Raw genomic sequence first — 20,386 nt, 5'->3', positions numbered from 1 at the left:
GCGCGCGCAGCACGCCGCCGCCGAGCAGACGCGCGGGCAACCCGTCGTCGAGCAACGCCCTCAGGCCGCCCGGCTCCGAACCTGGCCGCGCAGCGTCAGCACGCCGCCGAGCAACAGCACCGCTCCGTCCTCCAACGCTCCGACGAGCACGCCGTCCGCTCCCTCCAACGTCGACCCGAAGGTCGCGAAGGAGATCCAGGAGGCCAAGGCCCTCCGCCAGAGCACGGACCCGCAGCTCCTGCAGCAGGCCGCTCTCATGCTCGACTGCTCGCAGCCCGACCCGCTGCGCGGCAACGACGACCTGGACAAGCCGCTCGTCACCTGTGACGAGAAGGGCGAGTTCAAGTACACGCTGGCTCCGGTCGTTCCTCCCAAGGAGGACACCCAGACCAAGCCGGACGACTACACGAACTACTCCCGCCTCACCGGTGAGGACATCAACAACGCCGTTGCCAACAGCAACCCGAACGGCACCGGCTACGTCGTCAACCTCGACTTCAAGTCCGACGGCGGCAGCAAGTGGGCCAAGTTCACCTCCGCCAACGTCCAGCAGGCCGTCGCGGTCGTGCTCGACGGTGAGGTCATGTCCGCGCCGACCATCCAGTCGGCCATCGAGGGCGGCTCCACCGAGATCAGCGGCAAGTTCACGCTGAAGGAGGCCCAGAACCTCGCGAACACCCTGAAGTACGGCGCGCTGCCGCTGTCCTTCGACGCTTCCGAGGCGCAGACGGTCTCCCCGACGCTCGGCCTGCAGTCGCTCAAGGCCGGCCTGATCGCCGGCGGCATCGGCCTCGCGCTGGTCTTCGTCTACTGCATGTTCTACTACCGGCTCCTGGGCATCATGACGATCCTGTCGCTCGGCCTGTCCGGTGTGATCGTCTTCGGCGTGCTGGTGCTGCTGGGCCGCTGGATCGGGTTCACGCTCGACCTGGCCGGTATCGCCGGTTTCATCGTCGCCATCGGTATCACCGCCGACTCGTTCATCGTCTTCTTCGAACGCTTGAAGGACGAAGTGCGTGAGGGTCGTACGTTCCGTTCGGCCGTGCCGCGTGCGTGGGTCCGCTCCCGCCGCACGATCCTCTCCGCGGACGCGGTCAGCTTCATCGCCGCCGCCGTGTTGTACGTCATCGCGGTCGGCCAGGTGAAGGGCTTCGCGTTCACCCTGGGCATGTCGACGGTCCTCGACCTCGTGGTCGTGTTCCTCGTGACGCACCCGCTCGTCGCGATGGCCTCGAAGTCCAAGTTCCTGTCCAACCCGAAGCTGTCCGGTCTGGGCGGCGCCCTGCGCGAGGGTGCGTCCCACCGCGCCGGCGCGTCCGGCAAGTCCGCTGCCGTGAAGGAGGCCTGACATGGGCAACGTGTTCACGCGCCTTTATGTCGGCAACGGCGCTTTCGACATCGTCGGCAAGCGCATCCGCTGGTACATCACGTCGAGCATCATCCTGTTGGTCTGCATCGGCTCGATGGTGTTCGGCGGCTTCAACCTCGGCATCGACTTCAAGGGCGGCACGAAGATCTCGATGCCGTCGGTGTCGCAGAGCGGCCAGGCGATCTCGACGGGCGCCGTCGAGGACGCGTACGGCAAGGCCCTGCCCGGCAAGAAGCCGACCGCCGTGCAGGCCGTCGGCACCGGTGACAGCGCGTCGATCCAGATCAAGTCGCCCGCGCTGAGCATCCAGGAGGTCGCGACCCTCAAGACCACGCTCGCGCAGGACACCAACCCGCGCGGCGGCCAGGGAGCGATCTCGGACAGCGCCGTCTCCGCCTCCTGGGGTGGTGAGATCAGCGGCAAGGCGCTGTGGGCGCTGTTCTGGTTCTTCGTCGTCGTGACGTTGTTCCTGGTGTTCTACTTCGAGTGGCAGATGGCCGTCGGCGCGCTCGTCGCCGTCTTCCACGACGTCATCATCACCGCGGGCGTGTACTCGCTCGTCGGGTTCGAGGTGACGCCAGCGACGGTGATCGGTCTGCTCACGATCCTCGGTTTCTCCCTGTACGACACGGTCGTCGTGTTCGACAAGGTCAAGGAGAACACCCGAGGCCTGCTGGGCCTGACGCGCCGCACGTACGGCGAGGCGGCGAACCTGGCGCTGAACCAGACCCTCATGCGCTCGATCAACACGTCGCTGATCGCGCTTCTGCCGGTCATCGGCCTGCTGGTCGTCGGCGTCGGCATCCTGGGCGTCGGCACGCTCCAGGACCTGGCGCTCGTGCAGCTCGTCGGCATGTTCATCGGCGCCCTGTCCTCGATCTTCATCGCCACGCCGGTGCTGGTGGACCTGAAGATGCGCGACCCGAAGTACATCTCGCAGGCCAAGCGCGTGGCCGCCCGCCGCGCCAAGGCCTCCGGTCCTCAGGTCGCCGAGGGCATCGAGTCGGTGGACGAGGAAGCGCTCTCCGCCGACCTGCGCAAGGAAGAGGCGCTCGCCGCCGCCGCGTCGGTGCCTCACCGCACCGCCAAGGCCGGCGACGCCCGTCGCCGCCCGACCGGAAAGCGCCAGCGTTGAAATTGGATCGTGCTCTGGGACTGATGCGTGAGGTTCCCGACTTCCCCCGGCCGGGGGTCGTCTTCCGGGACCTCACGCCCGTCCTCGCCGACCCGGACGCCTTGCGCGCCATGGTCGACGCCTTGCAGGACAAGATCGACGACAGCACCCAGGTGATCGCCGCCATCGAGTCGCGCGGCTTCCTCCTGGGTGCTGCTCTGGGCTACGGCTGGCGCTACGGCGTCGTGCCGTTGCGCAAGCCGGGCAAGCTCCCCGTCGTCGCCGACTCGGTGTCGTACGCGCTCGAGTACGGGGAGGCCTCCCTGGAGCTCCCCGCGGACGCCATCCAGCCCGGACAGCGCGTCGTGGTCGTTGACGACGTTCTGGCCACCGGTGGCACCGCCGAAGCCGCGTGCACGCTCGTCGAGCGGGCCGGCGGCATCGTGACGGGTGTGTCCGTGGTGCTGGAGATCGCCGCGCTGGGCGGGCGTTCACGCCTGGCGGGCCGCGAGGTCAGCGCGCTGCTGGCCGTCTGAGGACTTGCGCGAAAGGACCGGCAACGCTCGTTGCCGGTCCTTTCGCATGTCAGCTCGTGATCGGCACGACGAACCGGTAGGCGACGACGACGGTGATCGCCCACAGGAAGTAGAAGATCGGCAGCCCCAGCAGGATCAGCCGCCACGCCTTCATGCCGCCGTGCCCGACCCGCGTCAACGCCGCTGAGGCGCCGAGCCAGGGCACCACCCCGAGCGTCGCCGCGCGGACAGCCTCGCCGCCGCCGTTGGTCACCAGGTTGAGCAGGACGATCGCGGCGTACCAGATGCCCGCGAATGCCAGGCAGTGCCAGATCGGCCGATGTGAATGCATGAGCCAGCTTCTCAGGTCACCAGAAGCCGGAACACGTTGCCCAGCGCGCCCATGATGCCGCTGACGAGCATCCACACCACCAGGTAGACCGGCAGCGTGACGAAGATCAGCACCCACGGCTGCAGCCTGACCTTCATCAGCATCAGCCAGGTGATGACCGTCGTCGGCGCCCACAACACCGCGCCGATCGCCAGCGCGATGCCCAGTTGTCCCAGACCGGCGCCGGTTCTCACCCCTGCGACGACGTAGACGGTGACGAGCGCGACGAACCAGATCGAGGCACCCGCCGCGCAGTGCGTGAAAGGCGTCCCTCTGTTGACGGACTGTGCCGACGGTGGCGGAGCAGGAAACATGCGGTCCCCCCAGACCTCGTTCACTTCGAGTGAGCAAGCATGTCAGCCGCGTGGCCGCCGTGTCACTGTGATCACGGCCCAAATCCTCAGGTCAGGGGCGGTGGGGCGACGAAAGCGGCGCCGACGCTGACGAAGACCAATGTCACGAGGGACGCCGGCGCCGTCACGACCGCGATCTCCCACAGCTTCGGCGCTGTGGCGCGGCGCAGCACCAGCCAGCTCAGCGTGGTCGCGACGACCCAGCCCACCGTCGAGCCGATGATCGACCTCGAGTCGATGTGGTTCGGGTCGTCGAGAGCGAGGTACGCCATCGTGCCGAGCCAGACGAGGGTCATGGCGGCGCACCAGAAGAGTGTCCTCACGCCGGCGAGTCTCTCAGGCGTGTGCGGCTGCGCCGACGCGGCACATGCACTCCTTCGCCTGGCGCGTGCCGGACCGCATTTCCGTGGTCCATTTTGCGGTGCGTGGTTCTTGTGCGTGCGCCGCGTTTAGTTGCGTGCGTGGTTGTTAGTGGTTGTGTTGCGTCTAGAGAGTTGTGCACTAACGAACCCTATGCACCTTGTCGAGCCGCTTCACCCGAACGTGTGGCGGCTGACGTGCGTTTACGTCGTGATCTTGCGGTAGTGTCGAACGCATGAGCGAACGAGACTTCCGTCTTCTGTCCACCGACGAACTGCTGAGTGCAGTCGTCGGTGACGTGATGGAAATTCGCGTTCTTGAGAATGTGGTGATGCAGAAGATCGCCGAATTGGAGCGGCGTGGAGCCGCGTCCGAGTTGGGATACAAGAATGTGGCGCACGTGTTGCGCCATGCTGTCCGGTGGGACCTGAAGACGGCACGGCAGTGGGTCGCGCGGGCGGAGCTGGTCTCCCGCAAGCTCACGCCGTCCGGGGCGGTGCTGGAGCCGGAACTGCCGGCCACCGCCGCCGCGGTGACGGAGGGCGTGCTCTCCGGTGAGCACATCTCCGCGGTGGCCGAGGTGATGAAGGCCCTGCCGCCCGAGGCTGAACAGCCGGTGGTCGAGTTCGCCAGGGAGCACGAGCCCAGCGCGGTGCGCGCGTTCGGCAAGGAGCTGGCGTACCGGCTCTACCAGCAGGACGCGGAACCCGTCGAGGCCGACCCGCAGCCACCGCTCAACCGCCTGCGAATGGAGTGGAAGGGCGACCAGCTGGAGGTGTCGGCCAGGCTGGACAAGGTCACCGGCGCGAAGTTCGAGGCGATGATCGACCCACTGGCCAAGCCCCGCCCCACCACGGCGGAGGAAGGTCCGGACCCGCGCTCACGTGCCGAGCGGGAAGGCGACGCCTTCGCCGACCTGATCGACCTCGTGCTGCGTGCCGACCGCCTGCCCGAACACGGCGGCGAGCCGGTCACCCTGACCCTCACGATGGCCTACCAGGACCTGGCCGAGCAGACCGGCTTCGCCACCCTGGACAACCGCGACCGCATCCCGGCCACGCTGGTGCGCCGCCTGGCCTGCAACGCCGGAGTCATCCCGGTGGTCCTGGGCGGCCGCTCCGAGCAGACGAACATCGGCCGCAAGACCAGAACCTTCCCGGCGTCGATCCGCCGCCTCCTGGTGGCCAGAGACCAGGGCTGCTCCTTCCCCGGCTGCGACCGCCCGCCGAAGCACTGCGACGCCCACCACGTGAGGTTCTGGTCGCAAGGCGGCGAGACCTCGGTGGAGAACGCGGCCCTGCTGTGCCGCCACCACCACACGTTGATCCACCAAAGCGAATGGGAGGTAAGGCTCCTCAATGGCACCCCGACGTTCATCCCGCCCGCCTGGCTCGACCCTGCCCGCACCCCCAGAACCAACACCACGACCCACCCCGGCCACCGCCTCACCGCTTGACGTCACACCAGGGCTGCGAGCAGCCGTTTTCACCCGAATGAGCTGGTTCGTGGAGGAGGGTCAATGCCTACCGTCGGACGAATGACCGCGATCACCTCCACCGCCTACAGCCGTGACCTGGGCGACGAACTGCGCCGGCTCCGCGAGAAGCACACGAGGCTGACGGGCTTCGCCTTCGCCGAACAACTCGGCTGGGACCCGAGCAAGGTCTCGAACATCGAGAACGGCAAGGCGCGCGCGAGCGAGATCGACCTCGTGCAGTACCTGATGACCTGCGGCCGCGACAGCAACTTCTTCGAGGCCTTCCGCGAGCGCTACCGCTACGCCTTCGACCCATATGTGGTGCTCGTGCCGGACAACATCCGCACGCTCGCCGGGGCTGAGGCGAAAGCCAAGAAGATCACGACCTATGACGTGCACACGATCCCGGGGCTCATCCAGACCCCGCAGTACGCACGAGCACTGTTCATCGACGGCGGCCGAGTAGCGCCTGAAGACATCGACAAAGGTGTTCGGCTGCGCACCGAACGGCAGGCGGTCCTGAGGCGCCACAATCCTCCGGAGTGTCTCTTCTACGTGCACGAACTCGCCTTGCAGCTCAGGGTCGGCGATGATCGGCTCATGGAGGAGCAGTACCTGCGCCTCCTCTTCAACACGCACATCCTGCGGATCGTGCCGATGTCGGCTGGTGCTGCTCCTGTCAGGCAATCGGCCCGCATGCTCTTCAGCTTCGAGAAGCACACGCCCGTTGCCTACAGCGAGAACGCTCTGGGCCAGGTGTTCGCCCATGACGGCGGCGCCATCAGGGACAGTCGGGAGTTCTTCAAGTGGTTGGATGCCTGCGCCTTGGATGAGGGACAATCGCGGAGCTTGCTGGCGAACTACGTCAGCGGACTCCGAAAGGACCTCGATGAGCCACGAGCGGAACTGGCGTAAGAGCTCCTACAGCAACGACACGATCGAAAGCGCGTGCGTTGAGGTGTCGCTCCCGGCTACCGCCCGCTCGGCCGCCCATGCCGCGTTCATGCCCGTCCCTGTGGCGCTTGTGCGTGACTCGAAGGCCACTGGCCGTGACGTCCTGGCCTTCTCGATCGGCGCCTGGCGGGCGTTCGTGGAGAGCGTCGCCTGATCGGCCCAGCAAAAGTTCGGTCGGCGTTCACCGTGTGAGCTGTGCCGCTCAGCGCGCCATCGGAAGTTTCGTCAGCGTAAACGCGTTATCCTCGGTACTCGCGAGACCCGAGGAGCGTGGGGTTGAGTCAAGACACCGAACCCGCTGCGACGGTTGTTCAACCGTCGGCTACCCGGCGTGTGCGCGCCCGCCTTGCGCGGCGCATCACCGCCCAACGTGCGGCCCCGGTGAAGCAGGTCCTCGAACCTCTCGCCGCCGTGCACCGTGACCTCCATCCCAAGGCCGATCTGGCGCTTCTGCAGCACGCATACGACGTCGCCGAGGAGAAGCACCGCCCGCAGCGCCGCAAGTCCGGCGATCCGTACATCACGCACCCGCTCGCCGTGTCGACGATCCTCGCCGAGCTGGGCATGGACACCACGACGCTGGTGGCCGCGCTGCTGCACGACACCGTGGAAGACACCGATTACTCACTGGGGCAGCTGAAGGACGACTTCGGCGAGGAAGTTGCTCGTCTCGTCGACGGCGTCACGAAGCTCGACAAGGTCAAGCTGGGGGCAGCGGCCGAGGCCGAGACCATCCGCAAGATGGTCATCGCGATGGCGAAGGACCCGCGGGTCCTGGTCATCAAGCTCGCCGACCGGCTGCACAACATGCGCACCATGCGGTTCCTGCCGCCGGAGAAGCAGGCCCGCAAGGCCCGCGAAACGCTCGAAGTGCTCGCGCCGCTGGCCCACCGCCTGGGCATGGCGACCGTCAAGTGGGAGCTGGAGGACCTCGCGTTCGCGATCCTGCAGCCGAAGAAGTACGACGAGATCGTGCGCCTGGTCGCGAAGCGCGCGCCGAGTCGTGACACGTACCTGCGGACCGTCGTCGAGGAGCTGAACGGTCAGCTGGAGAGTGCGCGGATCGTCGCGAAGGTCGAGGGCCGGCCGAAGCACTACTACTCGATCAACCAGAAGATGATCGTCCGCGGCAGGGACTTCGACGACATCCACGATCTGGTGGGTGTGCGGATCCTGGTCGACGAGGTGCGCGACTGCTACGCGGCCATGGGTGTCGTCCACGCGGCCTGGCAGCCGATGCCCGGCCGGTTCAAGGACTACATCGCGCAGCCGCGGTTCGGCGTCTACCAGTCGCTGCACACGACCGTGATCGGTCCGGACGGCAAGCCTCTCGAGGTGCAGATCCGCACGCAGGAGATGCACCAGCGGGCCGAGTACGGCATCGCGGCGCACTGGCGCTACAAGGAGACCAAGGGCACGCACAACGGCAAGTCCGTCGAGATCGACGAGATGGCGTGGATGCGCCAGCTCCTCGACTGGCAGCGGGAAGCCGCGGACCCCGGTGAGTTCCTGGAGGGCCTGCGCTGGGACCTCGCCGCGCGCGAGATCTTCGTGTTCACGCCGAAGGGTGACGTCGAGACGTTGCCGACGGGCTCCACGCCGGTCGACTTCGCCTACTCCGTGCACACCGAGGTCGGTCACCGCTGCATCGGCGCACGCGTGAACGGTCGTCTGGTCGCTCTCGAACGCAAGCTCGAGAACGGCGAGGTCGTCGAGATCTTCACTTCCAAGGCGGAGGGCGCGGGCCCGTCCCGCGACTGGTTGAGCTTCGTCGCGTCACCGCGCGCCAAAGCGAAGATCAAGCAGTGGTTCGCCAAGGAGCGCAAGGAAGAGGCGATCGAGCAGGGCAAGGACGCGATCACCAAGGAGGTCCGGCGCGTCGGGCTGCCGATCCAGCGCCTGGTCAGCGTCGACTCGATGCAGGCACTGGCGAAGGAGCTGCACTACCCGGACATGAGCGCGCTGTACGCGGCGGTCGGCGAGGGACACACCTCGGCCCGTCACGTCGTGCAACGCCTCGTGGCCCAGCTCGGCGGCGTGGACCACGCCGAGGAGGAGCTGGCCGACCGCGCCACCCCGTCCACGGTCACGAGGCGCCGCCCCACCGGCGACGCGGGCGTGATCGTCAAGGACGCGGGGGACGTGTGGGTCAAGCTCGCCCGCTGCTGCACTCCGGTGCCTGGCGACGACATCCTCGGCTTCGTTACGCGGGGCGGCGGCGTGTCCGTGCACCGCACCGACTGCACGAACGCGGACGAGCTGCTGAAGTCGCCGGAACGCCTCCTCGACGTCGAGTGGGCTCCGTCGGCCTCCAGCGTCTTCCTGGTCGCCATCCAGGTCGAGGCGCTCGACCGGCACCGGCTGCTGTCGGACGTCACGAAGGTGCTGGCCGACGAGCGCGTGAACATCCTGTCGGCGTCGGTGACGACGTCGCGGGACCGCGTGGCCGTCAGCCGGTTCTCGTTCGAGATGGGCGACCCGAAGCACCTGGGCCACGTGCTCAAGGCCGTGCGCAGCGTGGAGGGCGTCTACGACGTCTACCGCGTGACCTCGGCTTCGTAACCGACGTCTGCAAGTACTACCAACTCGCTGTTGGTGGTACTTGCAGACACCAAAACAGCCCCCGGAGCAGTCGTCCCGGGGGCTGTTTCGCTGTGCTGTGTCAGTTCGGGCTGGGTTAGTTCGCGACCAGCGCCGACTTGATGTCGACCGGCGTCTTGGGCTTGCCGTCACCCTGACCGGGCTGCTGCGAGATCGTTCCGGTCTTCGCGACCTCGTCGATCTTCTTCAGCGACTCACCGTCGACCGTGCCGAAGATCGTGTACTTCGGCTGCAGGTTCGCGCCGTCGCCGTAGACGATGAAGAACTGCGAGCCGTTGGTGTCCGGGCCCGAGTTCGCCATGGCGAGCACACCGCGGCCGTAGGTCAGCTCCGGGTAGACCTCGTCCTTGAACGAGTAGCCGGGGCCGCCCATGCCGTTGCCGCCGGGGTCGCCGCACTGCAGGACCTGGATGCCGGTCACCACGAGGCGGTGGCAGGTGGTGTTGTCGAAGTACTTCTGCTTCGCCAGGTTCACGAAGTTGTTCACCGTGCAGGGCGCGAGCGAGCGGTCCAGGTTGAACTTCAGGTCGCCGATCGAGGTGCCGAGCGTGACGCCGACCGTGCCGGTGGCGGACTGCTCGCCGTTCGCGGGCGGCGTGTTCTCCTTGGCCGCCGGCTCCTGGCCCTTGGTGTATTCACAGTTCACCTTCTCCGGCAACGCCTGCGGGCGCTTCGGAATCTGGTGCATCTCGGTGGGGATCTTCTCCGCCTTGTCCACGGCCTCCTGCTTGGGAGTCTCCGAGGCGGCGGCGTCACCGTTGCCGAAGTCGTGAGTCGCGAGGAACCACACACCACCTCCGACGAGCGCAACAACGACTACCGTCGAGACGACGGCGATGATACGACGCTTCTTGGCCCGCTCCTGGCGGTACACCATCTGACGCTCAAGCTTGCGCTTGGCTGCCGCGCGTCGCTGCTCGTTGGTGGGCACGTGCTCCCTCCCCAGGGACTCATGCGAATAGGGCGGTCGGCTGGGCAGTCTAGGGCCTGGGCATATGAGCTTTGTGTGGTGGTTAGGCTGTCGTTGAACAGGGAGGTCATTTTCGTGCTCGTGATCGGGTTCCCCACCGGTGCGCTCCAGGCGAACTGCTTCGTCCTGGCAGCCGGTGAGGGCGAGCCCTGCGTGATCATCGATCCCGGTCAGGACGCGGTCGAGCCGATCGAGCAGGCGTTGCGCAAGCACCGGCTCGCACCGGTCGCCGTGCTGCTCACGCACGGGCACTTCGACCACACGTTCTCCGTCACCCCCGTCTGCGACGGCAACGACATCCCCGCGTACATCCACCCGGACGACGTCGAGATGCTCGCCGACCCGCTCAAGGGCATCAGCCGCGAGTCGGCCGCGTTCTTCGGCGGCAACCTCGAGATGCGCGAGCCCTCCGAGGTCCGTGAACTGACCGACGGAGCCGATCTCGACCTCGCCGGGCTGAAGATCACCGTCGACCACACGCCGGGCCATACCGGCGGGTCGGTGATGTTCCGCTCCGGCGCGCAGGAAGGGGGTCGCCTGGTGATCTCGGGTGACACGCTCTTCGCCGGTTCCATCGGACGCACCGACCTGCCTGGCGGTGACCACTCGCGCATGTTGTCGTCTCTGCAGAACAAGGTCATGACCTTGCCCGACGACACGGTGGTGCTGCCCGGCCACGGCCCGACGACGACCATTGGCCGCGAGCGTGCGACGAACCCCTACCTGCTTCAGCTGCAGGACGCTCCGGCCGCCCCGCACCGAGGACTCTGAGAGACGTGTTTTCCGCACCCAAAGGCGTTCCCGACTACATCCCGCCGACTTCCGCCGCGTTTCTGCACGTTCGGTCGACGCTGACCCGTGCCGCCGAGCTCGCCGGCTACGGCTACGTCGAGCTGCCGGTCTTCGAGGACACGGCGCTGTTCGCGCGCGGTGTCGGCGAGTCCACCGACGTCGTGTCGAAGGAGATGTACTCCTTCCTCGACCGCGGCGACCGTTCCATCACGCTGCGCCCGGAGGGCACCGCGGGCGTGATGCGGGCCGTGATCGAGCACAGCCTCGACCGCGGCTCGTTGCCGGTGAAGCTCTTCTACGCGGGTCAGTTCTTCCGCGCCGAGGCGCCGCAGGCCGGCCGGTACCGTCAGTTCCACCAGGTCGGCATCGAGGCGATCGGCATCGACGACCCCGCGCTCGACGCCGAGGTCATCGCGGTCGGTGACGCCGGGTTCCGCGCGCTGGGCCTGACCGGCTACCGCCTGGAGATCACCTCGCTGGGCGACGCGAACTGCCGTCCCGCCTACCGCGCGTTGCTGCAGGCGTTCCTCGCGAAGCTGCCGCTCGACGAACCGACCCGCCAGCGCGCCGAGCTGAACCCGCTGCGGGTGCTCGACGACAAGCGCCCCGAGGTGCGCGAGCTCGTCGCCGAGGCGCCGCTGATGGTGGACCACCTGTGCGACGACTGCCGCGCGCACTACGAGCTCGTCAAGGCGTACTTGACTGAGCTGGGCGTGAAGTTCGTCGAGAATCCGCGCATGGTCCGCGGCCTCGACTACTACACGAAGACGACGTTCGAGTTCGTCCACGACGGCCTCGGCGCCCAGTCGGGCATCGGCGGCGGCGGTCGCTACGACGGCCTGATGGCCCAGCTCGGCGGCCAGGAGCTCTCCGGCGTCGGTTACGGCCTCGGTGTCGACCGTGCGCTGCTCGCGGCCCAGGCCGAGGGCGTGCTGCCGGAGTTCAGCCGGGTCGACGTGATCGGCGTGCCGCTGGCGAGGCCGCGCGGGCCCGTCTGGTCGCGATCGCCGGTGAGCTGCGTGCCGCCGGCGTGCGGACGGACCTCGTCTACGGCGGCCGGTCGATGAAGGCGGGCTTCAAGGCCGCCGACAAGTCCGGCGCGAAGCTCGCTCTCGTGCTCGGCGAGCGCGACCTCGAGGCCGGCAACATCGGCTTGAAGACCCTCGCCACGGGTGCGCAGGTGTCGGTGGCGCTCGCTGACGTGGTCGAAGCGGTGCGCAAGTCCCTGAGGCCTGACGCGCGCGACCTCGTGGCCGATGTGCCGGGTGGTGCCGAGGCGCTGGCATCGGACGTGGGCGGCGCAGTGGCCGAGGCGGTGCGAGAGACCTCGTGAGCTCCGACGACAAGCTCCCTCTCGATCTGCTGGACAAGACGACGGTCCGCAAGCGCGCGCGGATGGTGGCGATCGGCGGCCTCATGGTCGCCCTGGCCTTCGGCGCGATCATCGGATTCTTCGGCGGCCGCTGGGGCGGCATCATCGCGTTCCTGATCGTGTCCCTGCCGGTGATCTTGCTGGCGATGTCCGAGGCCCGCCGCACGGTGTGGCTGGAGGGCACGTCCGTCTTCGTCCGCGCGTTCGGCACGCGCAAGGTCGACCTGGCCACCGCCGACGCCCTGGACCTGCTGGTCACCGACCTGCGCGGCGCCAGGACCGTCGGGCTGTTCGTGCGCGGCGGCAAGAAGGCGATCAACGTCGCCCTGTCGATGTACGCGGGCACCGGCGGCCGTGAGCTGGGCATCTACCAGCTGCGCCGGCTCGCCGACGCCCTCGCGGCCCGTGGTGACACGCCTGGCCTGGTGTTCTCGGAGCTGCTCGTGGCTCAGCTGCGGGCCGAGGCGCGGGGACTGGCGGCGGCGGATCGCCCGCTGTACCGGCTCGGGTCGCTGGCACCGGCGGGCCGCATGGCGCAGAAGCTCCATCCGGACGCCGTGTCGAAGTTCGTGACCTCGCTGGACTGAGCCGGCGTCACGTGCCCCAGAGGCCGGACGGCGGCTCGGGGGAGAGGATCGCTGTCACATCGGTGGTGACCGGTGCACCACCGATGAACTTCGTCAGCCCCGTGCCGTGCTCGACGCGTCCGGGGAACGGGTCCCCGGACGTGGCGCGGGTCAGCTGCTGCAGCGGCAGCCCGTTGTGCGACGCGAAGATCACGAAGTTCCCGAACCGCCGGCCACGGAACACCCCTGGTTCGGCGAGCACGCAGACGTGTTCGAACACCGCGCGCACGGTCGCGCACTGGGCACGGGCGAACTGCAGCCCGTTCCCGTCCCCGATGTTCGCCGCGTAGATCCCGTCCTCAGCCAGCGCCGCGGACGCCTGCCGCACATACTCGACCGACGTCAGGTGCGCCGGCGTGCGTGCCCCGGCGAAGCAGTCCGAGACGATCAGGTCGAACGAGCCGGGGCGTGCCTTCACGAGCACGGCACGTGCGTCACCGGTGGTGATCTTCACCCGAGGGGGCGGAGGGAGCTCGCGGCGGATGAACGCGATCAACCCGGCGTCGATCTCGGCCACCTGCTGAGCGCCCGAGGCAGGAGGACCGAGACGTAGCGCGCTAGCGTGAGAGCGCCACCACCGAGGTGGAGGACACGCGAAGGCGCGGTGAGATCGACGATGTGACCCAGTCGGCGGACGTACTCGAACTCCAGATAGGCCGGGTCGTCCAGGTCCACATGCGACTGTGGGGTTCCGTTGACCCGCAACGTCCACGAGTTCCGTCCACCGAGGTCGGGAACCAGTTCGGCGACGCCGGAGTCGATCGACTCGGTGATCGCCTCTGTGTCGGGCCGCTGTCTTCCCACTGCTCTATTGTCTCACCGGGCGTGTCAGTACCGAGGAGGACCCAAGTGCAGGTTATCGCCAACATCCTGATCGCCCTCGTGGCGCTGATTCACCTCTACATCGTGGTGCTGGAGATGTTCCTCTGGACGACACCGCGCGGTCAGAAGGCGTTCGGCCTCACGCCGGAGTTCGCGGAGGCATCGAAGGCTCTCGCCGCGAACCAGGGTCTGTACAACGGCTTCCTCGCGGCAGGCCTGATCTACGCGTTGATCCGCCAGGACTTCGGCGCGTCCGTGCTCTTCACGGTGTTCGTGATCGTCGCAGGCATCTACGGCACGTTCACGGCGAGCCGGAAGATCTTCTTCGTGCAGGTGGTGCCTGGCTCGCTGGCGCTGCTCTTCGTGCTCTTGGCCGGCTAGGACGCTCCCACGGCCCCTTGTCGGGGTCGTAGCCGATGAAGAGGTCGCCCTCGATCCTGGCCCGCCGCGGCTGGTCCGGACTCTCTGGCTTCGCGCGCTTCACGGTCTTCTGCTCAGGCTCAGGCTCGGGTTCCGGTTCGGGTTCCGAAGGCTCTGCGGCGGAGGCGGGGGCGACCTCTTGGCGTACGGCGACAAGTGCGGCCAGCGCCGTCGTCACCGGCACCGCGGCGACCAGTCCGATGCTGCCGACCAGTGTGCGCACGATCTCCTGCGCGATCTGCTGCGCGGTCAGGATCTCGCCCATCGACCGCCCGGCCAGCGAGATCGCCAGCAGCAACGGCAGCGCCGCACCGGCGTAAGCCATCACGAGCGTGTTCACCACGGACGACATGTGGTCGCGCCCGATCCGCGAGCCCGCCGCGAAGAGCTCGCGCCACGTCAGCTTGTCGTTGGCGCGGCGCAGCTCCCACACCGCGCTGGTCTGCGTGACCGTCACGTCGTCGAGGACACCCAACGCGCCGATGAGCGTGCCCGCGAGCAGCAGTCCGCGCGTGTCGATGTCGGTACCGAGCACGGTGACGAGGTTGATCGTGTCCTCGTCGAGCCCGGTCAGCTTGGACGCCACCGAGAACAACGCCCCGAGCACGCCGATCAGCGCGAGGCTGACCAACGTCCCGAGCACGGCTGTCGACGTTCTCGCGGACAGGCCGTGCGTCAGGTACAGCACCACGAACATGATCAGCCCGGCGCCGGCCACCGCCACGAGCAGGGGGTTCTCGCCGGCCAGGATCGACGGCATGACGAACAGCACCAGCACCACGAAGCTCAGCAGCAACGCGCCCAGCGCCGCGAGGCCCTGCCATCGTCCGAGCAGCAGCACGGCGGCCGCGAACAGCAGCGCCAGCACGACGAGCGACCAGCCGCGCTGGAAGTCGACGATCTGGTACGACTCGGCGGCCTGCGGCTGACTGCCCGAATAGGACAGCACCACCTCGTCGCCGATCTGGAAGCGCGGTGCTCCTGGGCCGAGCGGGCTCGGGATGGTGATGCTCTGGCCGCTCGCGTCGCCGTCGGTCATCCGCACGCTGACCGCGATGCACTTCTCGCCGCAGTTCTCCTGCACGCCGGTGACAACCGCCTGGACCGGTCTCTGGTGCAGCCCGACGTCCGCGCCGGTCTTCTGCTCGTGCCCGAACGGGTAGAGCAGCGCCGCGCCGACGATCGTGGCCAATGCCAACGGCACCAGCAGCCACATCAGCAACGTGCGCACGCGCTGCGAAGCGGGTTCTGCTGGTTGTGCGTGGCTATGCCCGTGACCGTGACCCACGCGTGACATCCTGCCTCATGAGTTGTGCGACGGCCGTTATGGCAGTCGCGAACCTGTCCTCCGTCACCTTGAGCCACGGCACGCCACGCCTGGTCAGCTCACGTTCGAACAGGCCGGTCATCCACTCCCGCAGGTGTTCTCCGTCACGCCAGCCGTCCTGTTCGAACGGAACGCCGACGTGGTCGGTCAGCAGGTAGAGGTCCGGTTCGGTGCCGAGGAAGAGGTTTGGGCGGAAACCGAGGTAGCGCTCTCCCCAGACCGTCGCGGCGAACGCGTCGTTGTCCGCGATCACCAGTGGCGCGGTTTCGGCCTGGATGCGGCGTTCCTGTTCGTGCGCCACGTCTTCGAAGTCGCCCAGCGTCCACACCAGACTGTTCACAGTGGCATCTGAGCTGAAGGTCCTGGCCGCCTGGAGCTTGTGCTCGGTGTGTTCGCGGCCGTACTCGGGGATCCACGGCGCCTGGAAGTGGTCCGCGAGCTGCCGGGAGAGGGTGGTGGTGCCGGTGCTCTCGGCACCGACGACCACGACCTTCCACCCCAGCCCGCGCTGGGTCGCCGGCGCGAGGTGGTGCCAGTTCGCGATGGGGTCGGTCCTCATCGCCGTTCCCGAGACGGGGTGCGTGAGGCGGTCGAGGTCGACGAGCACGTGCTGCGCGCCAAGCCGTCGTGCCAGTTCGTCGCCGTACTTCTCGCTGGAGAACACGACGTCGACCTTTGCTTTGCGGGGTTCTCCGTCGGCGATCGCGCGCCTCGCCAGCACTGCCTTGGTCAGTTCGACGTGCAGGCTCCAGATCTCGTCGGAGTCGAAGTCCATCGGGTGGTCGTCCAGGTCCCCGATGATGCGCACGCCCGGCGTCGTTCTGTGGGTCTCGGTCAGCCAGCGCACCCGGTGTTCGAGCGGGATGGACTCCGTCGAAGCCGCGAGCACGGTGACGGTGGTGCGTTCGCTGCGTGCGGCGGCTGTCTCGATGAGGTGGTGGTGCCCGTTGTGAGGTGGGTAGAACTTGCCGAGCACCAGTGCGTGTTCGAACTCCTTCACACCCGCGCCTCGTCCTTGATGTCCTTGATCCAGCTGCGCAGCCCGATCACGCACAGCACCATGAACCCCACGTACAACACCGCTGTCAGATACAGCTCCTTGTACGCGTAGAGCGGCACGTAGATCACGTCGGCGGCGATCCACAGCCACCAGCACTCGATCTTCTTGCGGGCTTGGCCCCACGTCGCGAGCAGTGACAGCACGGTCGTGATCGCGTCCCAGAACGGGACGGTCGACTCGGTGAAAGTCACCAGGATCCAGTGCAGCAGCCCGGTTCCGAGCACGCCGGCGACCGCGAGCCAGATCCACTGCTGCGTCGTCGTGCGGCTGACGTGCAGCGTCGTGTGCTGCTCGCCGCCGCGCAGCCACGCCCACCAGCCGTAGACCGCGAGCACGACGTAGACGATCTGCAGTCCGGAGTCCGCGTACAGGCCGCTGCCCCAGAACAGCACGAAGAACGCGACGTTGTTGGCGATCCCGATGGGCCAGTTCCAGGGGTTTTGCCGGGCGACGAGCCACACGCACAGTGCGCCGGTGATGAAGCCTGCAACCTCAACGGGTGACACGTGCGCTCCTTGACCGCCGTTCGAACATGTGTTCGAATCGGTGTGTGCGATGGGACGGACAGAAACTCGAGGCAGAGCCGCAGCAGGCGCTACCGGGGCTACCGGGACTGGTGCGCAGCGTACGAACTCCTGAGTTCGCGGACGTGGTGTTCCACGAGGTCCGCGCCAAATCCGTGCTCAACGGGGTACCGGGTTCGTCGCTGCCCTTCTCCTGGACCGTGAACCCGTATCGGGGCTGCTCACACGCCTGCACCTACTGCATGGCCGGTGACACCCCGATCCTCATGGCCAACGGCCGCACCAAGCCGTTGTCCGAGCTGCGGGAAGGCGACGAGATCTACGGCACTGAGCTCGTCGGCAACTACCGGCGCTACAAGCTCACCACCGTTCTGGCGCAATGGGAAACGCGCAAGGTCGCGTACCGGCTGACGCTGGAGGACGGCACGTCGGTGGTCGCGTCCGGTGATCACCGCTTCCTGACCGACCGCGGCTGGAAGCACGTGACCGGTGACACCGCCGGCACGGGCCGCCGTCCGCACCTCACGACCGGCAACAAGCTGATGGGCACGGGGGCTTTCGTCGAGCAGCCCACCGTGACCGACGACTACCGCCGCGGCTACCTGCGCGGCATGGTGGACGACGGGAGCGAGTTCCACATCCCCTTGGCCGACATAGAGGCCATGGACCGCACACAGGAGTATCTCGACTACTTCGGTGTGCGAGAAGGGAGGGGATTTCTGCACCAAGTGCGCGAGCTCGCGCACTGGCAGATAGCCCCGAACCCCGACTGGCTCAAGGGTTTCCTGGCCGGCGCGTTCGACTACCTCGGGACCTGCTCGCGCAGCATCCTGCGCATGTCGACGCGCAACGCCACCGTGCTCGAAGCGATCTGCATCGCCTTGAAGCACTTCGACTTCGACTTCGCGATCGAGGAGCTTCGGCGGCGCCGCGGTGTGCGCGTCGTGCGGCTGCGCGGCGGGCTGCGGGAGAACCTGCGCTTCTTCCACACCGTCGACCCGGCGATCACGCGCAAGCGCGACATCGACGGCGTGGCGATCAAGTCCCAGCAGCCGTTGGGCGTCGTCTCCGTTGAGCCGCTCTCGGAGATGACGCTGTACGACATCACGACCGGTACCGGTGACTTCATCGCGAACGGCGTGGTGTCCCACAACTGCTTCGCGCGCAAGACCCACACGTACCTGGATCTCGACTCCGGCCGCGACTTCGACAGCCAGCTCATCGTCAAGGTCAACGCGGGGGAGGTGCTGTCGCGTCAGCTGCGTTCCCCCAAGTGGAAGCAGAAGCACGTGGCGCTGGGCACCAACACGGATCCGTACCAGCGGGCGGAGGGGCGGTACGCCTTGATGCCAGGGATCATCGAGGCGCTGACCGCCTCCCGCACGCCCTTCTCGATCCTGACGAAGGGCACACTGCTGGCGCGCGATCTGCCGCTGCTGTCCGCCGCGGCCGAGGTGGTGCCGGTGGGAATCGCGGTGTCGCTGGCGTTGATGGACCGTGATCTGCACAGGTCGCTGGAACCTGGCACGCCGACGCCGGCTGCTCGGCTGGACCTGGTGCGGAAGGTGCGGGAGGCCGGGTTGCCGTGCGGGGTGTTCGTGGCTCCTGTGTTGCCCGAGCTGACGGATTCCGTTGAGCAGCTGGACTTTCTGCTGGAGCAGATCGCGGCCGCCGGCGCCACGGGCGTGACCGTGCTGCCGTTGCACCTGCGTCCTGGCGCTCGGGAGTGGTTCGCTGCGTGGCTCCGCCGTGAGCATCCGGATCTCATTGAGACGTACCGGTATCTCTACGGAGCGGGGTCCTATGTGGACAAGCGGTATCGCGCGCGGCTGACGGCGCGGGTGGTTCCGCTGATCGAGAAGCACGGACTGGCACCGCGCGGGCGTTCCACCGACGCCGTCACCGGTGTGCCCGGTGACGACGACGGCGTGTGGCCCGATGGCAGCCTGCCGGTCGGTGTGCCGGCTCCGCGCGTGGACCAGGAACAGCTCACCCTGCTTTGAGATTCTTCTTTTGAGATTCTGCGCGGTAGGCACCCTCTTCCCCAGGGTGTCCTTCGCCGCCTCTTGTCGCAGGGCTAGGCCCAGCCGCCCTGGACCATCGTCTGGAACTTCCACCCGCCGCCGACCTTCACCAGAAGGTCGCCGTAGCGCACGGTCATCCCGTTGATCGTCCCGTCGGTGATCACGAAGACCAGGTTGTCGTTGATGAAGTGCGGCGTCCTGGTGGACTCCATCTGCACGTCACCGCCGAGCTGCGCGCCCATCTCCTTGATGAACCGCTCCCGGTCCCACGACGTCGCCGAGCCGTCGGTGACCGTGTTGATCGGAAACAGCGCCATGTCGGCCATCTTCTCGACCTCACCCGCGACCGCGAGCTCGTCCCATTGCGCGAACCACTGCATGACCTCGTCGTACGACATACCGTACATTGTACGGAGTCGGGCGCGCGTCGTCGAGTTGAATGTCGGCAAGGCGTCTACGCGGGCAGGTGGCCGCTGACCGCGGTGGTGTCTTCGCTGCTCACGAGCTTGGCGACGAGTCCGGCTCTGGCGAAGGCCTCGAGTGCCCAGGGCGCCTGCCGGGCGCTGGTCTCGCTCAGCAGGTGGCCGCCCGGTCGCAACCAGTCCGCCGCCTGCACCGCCACGCGCCGCATGACTTCGAGTCCGTCCGTGCCGCCGTCCAGTGCGACGCGTGCCTCGTAGTCGCGTGCTTCGGTCGGCATGAACTGGATGTCGTCGGTGGGCACGTACGGCACGTTGGCGACCACGACGTCGATCTGACCTCGCAGGTGCGTGGGCAGCGGGGCGAACAGGTCGCCCTCGAACACGTTCGCGAGGTTCTTCCGCGCGCACGCCACAGCCACGGGGTCGATGTCGGCCGCGTACACCGTGGCGTTCGGCAGCCTGCGCTGCAGCACCGCGCCCACCGCGCCGGATCCGCAGCACATGTCGACCGCGACCTCGGGCTTCAGCTCGGTCGCGAGGTCGACCAGGAGCTCGGTGCGGTGACGCGGCACGAACACACCTTTGGCGATCACGATCCGCTGCCCGCAGAACTCGGCCCAGCCCACGACGTGCTCCAGCGGCAGCCCGCTCACGCGCTGCGTCACCAGCTCTTCGAGGTGCCGTTCGTCGATGGCGGCTTCCTGGAGGAGGCCGGCCTCTTCCTCGGCGAACACGCAGCCGGCGGCCCTGAGTTGATCAACGATGCTCATCACTCCGGACGCTACATCGGCATTTACAAGCAGGCTTGACTGTTTGTTTGTGGGGCGGAACACTCGAGGTGTGGAGACGAGGCAGCGGCAGGCCGACCGCACCCGCGAGACCAAGCGGAAGCT

The 20,386-nt window shown here is 67.5% G+C and carries 22 protein-coding genes and 1 pseudogene; 12 read left to right on the top strand and 11 right to left on the bottom strand.

Annotated elements, in window-relative coordinates:
• The 3 genes from secD to FXN61_RS10490 form a co-directional block, all read left to right on the top strand.
• The coding region (gene secD / locus FXN61_RS10500) for a protein translocase subunit SecD (protein ID WP_167972684.1) at nucleotides 1-1,348 on the top strand (1,348 nt) is incomplete at its 5' end.
• A 1-nt stretch (nucleotide 1,349) separates the two neighbouring features.
• Nucleotides 1,350-2,504 carry a protein translocase subunit SecF gene (gene secF, locus FXN61_RS10495; protein WP_167972682.1) on the top strand — a complete coding sequence of 385 codons (1,155 nt, stop codon included), beginning with the start codon at nucleotides 1,350-1,352 and terminating at the stop codon, nucleotides 2,502-2,504.
• Between the two features lie 23 nt (nucleotides 2,505-2,527).
• Nucleotides 2,528-3,019 carry an adenine phosphoribosyltransferase gene (locus tag FXN61_RS10490; protein WP_188134899.1) on the top strand — a complete coding sequence of 164 codons (492 nt, stop codon included), beginning with the start codon at nucleotides 2,528-2,530 and terminating at the stop codon, nucleotides 3,017-3,019.
• A gap of 49 nt (nucleotides 3,020-3,068) precedes the next feature.
• On the opposite strand, the gene FXN61_RS10485 is transcribed toward FXN61_RS10490, so the two are convergent.
• The 3 genes from FXN61_RS10485 to FXN61_RS10475 all read right to left on the bottom strand — a co-directional run bounded on the left by FXN61_RS10485 (nucleotide 3,069) and on the right by FXN61_RS10475 (nucleotide 4,065).
• Nucleotides 3,069-3,350, bottom strand: a complete 282-nt coding sequence (locus tag FXN61_RS10485) for a hypothetical protein (protein ID WP_167972678.1) — start codon at nucleotides 3,348-3,350, stop codon at nucleotides 3,069-3,071.
• A gap of 11 nt (nucleotides 3,351-3,361) precedes the next feature.
• Nucleotides 3,362-3,703, bottom strand: coding sequence for a hypothetical protein (locus FXN61_RS10480; protein WP_167972676.1), 342 nt, complete (start codon nucleotides 3,701-3,703; stop codon nucleotides 3,362-3,364).
• Between the two features lie 86 nt (nucleotides 3,704-3,789).
• Nucleotides 3,790-4,065, bottom strand: a complete 276-nt coding sequence (locus tag FXN61_RS10475) for a hypothetical protein (protein WP_167972674.1) — start codon at nucleotides 4,063-4,065, stop codon at nucleotides 3,790-3,792.
• A gap of 272 nt (nucleotides 4,066-4,337) precedes the next feature.
• Here FXN61_RS10475 and FXN61_RS10470 point away from each other — a divergent pair, with 272 nt between their 5' ends.
• The 4 genes from FXN61_RS10470 (at nucleotide 4,338) to FXN61_RS10455 (ending at nucleotide 9,095) form a co-directional block, all read left to right on the top strand.
• Complete coding sequence (locus FXN61_RS10470; RefSeq protein WP_167972672.1) at nucleotides 4,338-5,558, top strand: HNH endonuclease signature motif containing protein; 1,221 nt, start codon at nucleotides 4,338-4,340, stop codon at nucleotides 5,556-5,558.
• An 81-nt stretch (nucleotides 5,559-5,639) separates the two neighbouring features.
• The gene (locus FXN61_RS10465; RefSeq protein ID WP_167972670.1) at nucleotides 5,640-6,494 is read left to right on the top strand and encodes a helix-turn-helix domain-containing protein; all 855 of its coding nucleotides are present in this window, start codon (nucleotides 5,640-5,642) and stop codon (nucleotides 6,492-6,494) included.
• Nucleotides 6,469-6,687: a DUF397 domain-containing protein gene (locus tag FXN61_RS10460; RefSeq protein ID WP_167972668.1), complete on the top strand. Its 219-nt coding sequence runs from the start codon at nucleotides 6,469-6,471 to the stop codon at nucleotides 6,685-6,687. Before FXN61_RS10465 ends, FXN61_RS10460 begins: the two co-directional genes overlap by 26 nt.
• A 122-nt stretch (nucleotides 6,688-6,809) precedes the next feature.
• Entirely contained in the window at nucleotides 6,810-9,095 is a 2,286-nt protein-coding gene (locus FXN61_RS10455; protein WP_188134898.1) for a RelA/SpoT family protein, read from the top strand.
• Between the two features lie 115 nt (nucleotides 9,096-9,210).
• On the opposite strand, the gene FXN61_RS10450 is transcribed toward FXN61_RS10455, so the two are convergent.
• Entirely contained in the window at nucleotides 9,211-10,065 is an 855-nt protein-coding gene (locus FXN61_RS10450; RefSeq protein ID WP_167972664.1) for a peptidylprolyl isomerase, read from the bottom strand.
• 114 nt (nucleotides 10,066-10,179) lie between these two features.
• Here FXN61_RS10450 and FXN61_RS10445 point away from each other — a divergent pair, with 114 nt between their 5' ends.
• The 3 genes and pseudogenes from FXN61_RS10445 (at nucleotide 10,180) to FXN61_RS10435 (ending at nucleotide 12,855) form a co-directional block, all read left to right on the top strand.
• Entirely contained in the window at nucleotides 10,180-10,875 is a 696-nt protein-coding gene (locus FXN61_RS10445; RefSeq protein WP_167972662.1) for an MBL fold metallo-hydrolase, read from the top strand.
• 5 nt (nucleotides 10,876-10,880) lie between these two features.
• Nucleotides 10,881-12,130, top strand: a pseudogene (gene hisS / locus FXN61_RS10440) (histidine--tRNA ligase); the annotation flags it as partial.
• A gap of 95 nt (nucleotides 12,131-12,225) precedes the next feature.
• Entirely contained in the window at nucleotides 12,226-12,855 is a 630-nt protein-coding gene (locus FXN61_RS10435) for a hypothetical protein (RefSeq protein WP_167972660.1), read from the top strand.
• Nucleotides 12,856-12,862: 7 nt separating this feature from the next.
• Here the strand turns inward: FXN61_RS10435 and FXN61_RS10430 are convergent, their stop codons facing one another.
• Both FXN61_RS10430 and FXN61_RS51860 read right to left on the bottom strand, forming a co-directional pair.
• Nucleotides 12,863-13,411, bottom strand: coding sequence for a spermidine synthase (locus FXN61_RS10430; protein ID WP_312877634.1), 549 nt, complete (start codon nucleotides 13,409-13,411; stop codon nucleotides 12,863-12,865).
• Nucleotides 13,387-13,698 (bottom strand): polyamine aminopropyltransferase, encoded by a 312-nt coding sequence (locus FXN61_RS51860; protein WP_246291224.1) that lies wholly within the window; start codon nucleotides 13,696-13,698, stop codon nucleotides 13,387-13,389. The genes FXN61_RS10430 and FXN61_RS51860 overlap by 25 nt, the downstream gene beginning before the upstream one ends.
• Nucleotides 13,699-13,743: 45 nt before the next feature.
• Between FXN61_RS51860 and FXN61_RS10425 the strand changes: the two genes are divergently transcribed.
• Nucleotides 13,744-14,097, top strand: a complete 354-nt coding sequence (locus tag FXN61_RS10425) for a DUF1304 domain-containing protein (RefSeq protein ID WP_167972658.1) — start codon at nucleotides 13,744-13,746, stop codon at nucleotides 14,095-14,097.
• On the opposite strand, the gene FXN61_RS10420 is transcribed toward FXN61_RS10425, so the two are convergent.
• The 3 genes from FXN61_RS10420 to pnuC are packed head-to-tail and all read right to left on the bottom strand — an operon-like array spanning nucleotide 14,018 to nucleotide 17,029.
• Nucleotides 14,018-15,367, bottom strand: coding sequence for a YibE/F family protein (locus FXN61_RS10420; RefSeq protein WP_167972656.1), 1,350 nt, complete (start codon nucleotides 15,365-15,367; stop codon nucleotides 14,018-14,020). The two genes, FXN61_RS10425 and FXN61_RS10420, sit on opposite strands and share 80 nt — an antisense overlap.
• A 34-nt stretch (nucleotides 15,368-15,401) precedes the next feature.
• The gene (locus tag FXN61_RS55215; RefSeq protein WP_167972654.1) at nucleotides 15,402-16,463 is read right to left on the bottom strand and encodes an AAA family ATPase; all 1,062 of its coding nucleotides are present in this window, start codon (nucleotides 16,461-16,463) and stop codon (nucleotides 15,402-15,404) included.
• On the bottom strand, nucleotides 16,460-17,029 hold the full coding sequence (pnuC, locus tag FXN61_RS10410; RefSeq protein WP_312877632.1) for a nicotinamide riboside transporter PnuC: 570 nt from the start codon (nucleotides 17,027-17,029) through the stop codon (nucleotides 16,460-16,462). The genes FXN61_RS55215 and pnuC overlap by 4 nt, the downstream gene beginning before the upstream one ends.
• Before the next feature lie 26 nt (nucleotides 17,030-17,055).
• On the opposite strand from pnuC, the gene FXN61_RS10405 reads away from it, so the two are divergent.
• A complete protein-coding gene (locus FXN61_RS10405) occupies nucleotides 17,056-19,050 on the top strand; it encodes an intein-containing Rv2578c family radical SAM protein (protein ID WP_167972653.1) in 1,995 nt (664 codons plus the stop codon).
• A gap of 74 nt (nucleotides 19,051-19,124) precedes the next feature.
• Here the strand turns inward: FXN61_RS10405 and FXN61_RS10400 are convergent, their stop codons facing one another.
• Complete coding sequence (locus FXN61_RS10400) at nucleotides 19,125-19,469, bottom strand: nuclear transport factor 2 family protein (RefSeq protein WP_246291222.1); 345 nt, start codon at nucleotides 19,467-19,469, stop codon at nucleotides 19,125-19,127.
• A gap of 56 nt (nucleotides 19,470-19,525) precedes the next feature.
• Nucleotides 19,526-20,263, bottom strand: a complete 738-nt coding sequence (locus FXN61_RS10395; RefSeq protein WP_167972649.1) for a putative protein N(5)-glutamine methyltransferase — start codon at nucleotides 20,261-20,263, stop codon at nucleotides 19,526-19,528.
• Nucleotides 20,264-20,386: the final 123 nt, after the last annotated feature.

The organism is Lentzea indica, assembly GCF_012184385.1.
In the GTDB taxonomy this organism is placed as follows: domain Bacteria; phylum Actinomycetota; class Actinomycetes; order Mycobacteriales; family Pseudonocardiaceae; genus Lentzea; species Lentzea indica.
This window is presented reverse-complemented; position numbering and strand designations above follow the sequence as displayed.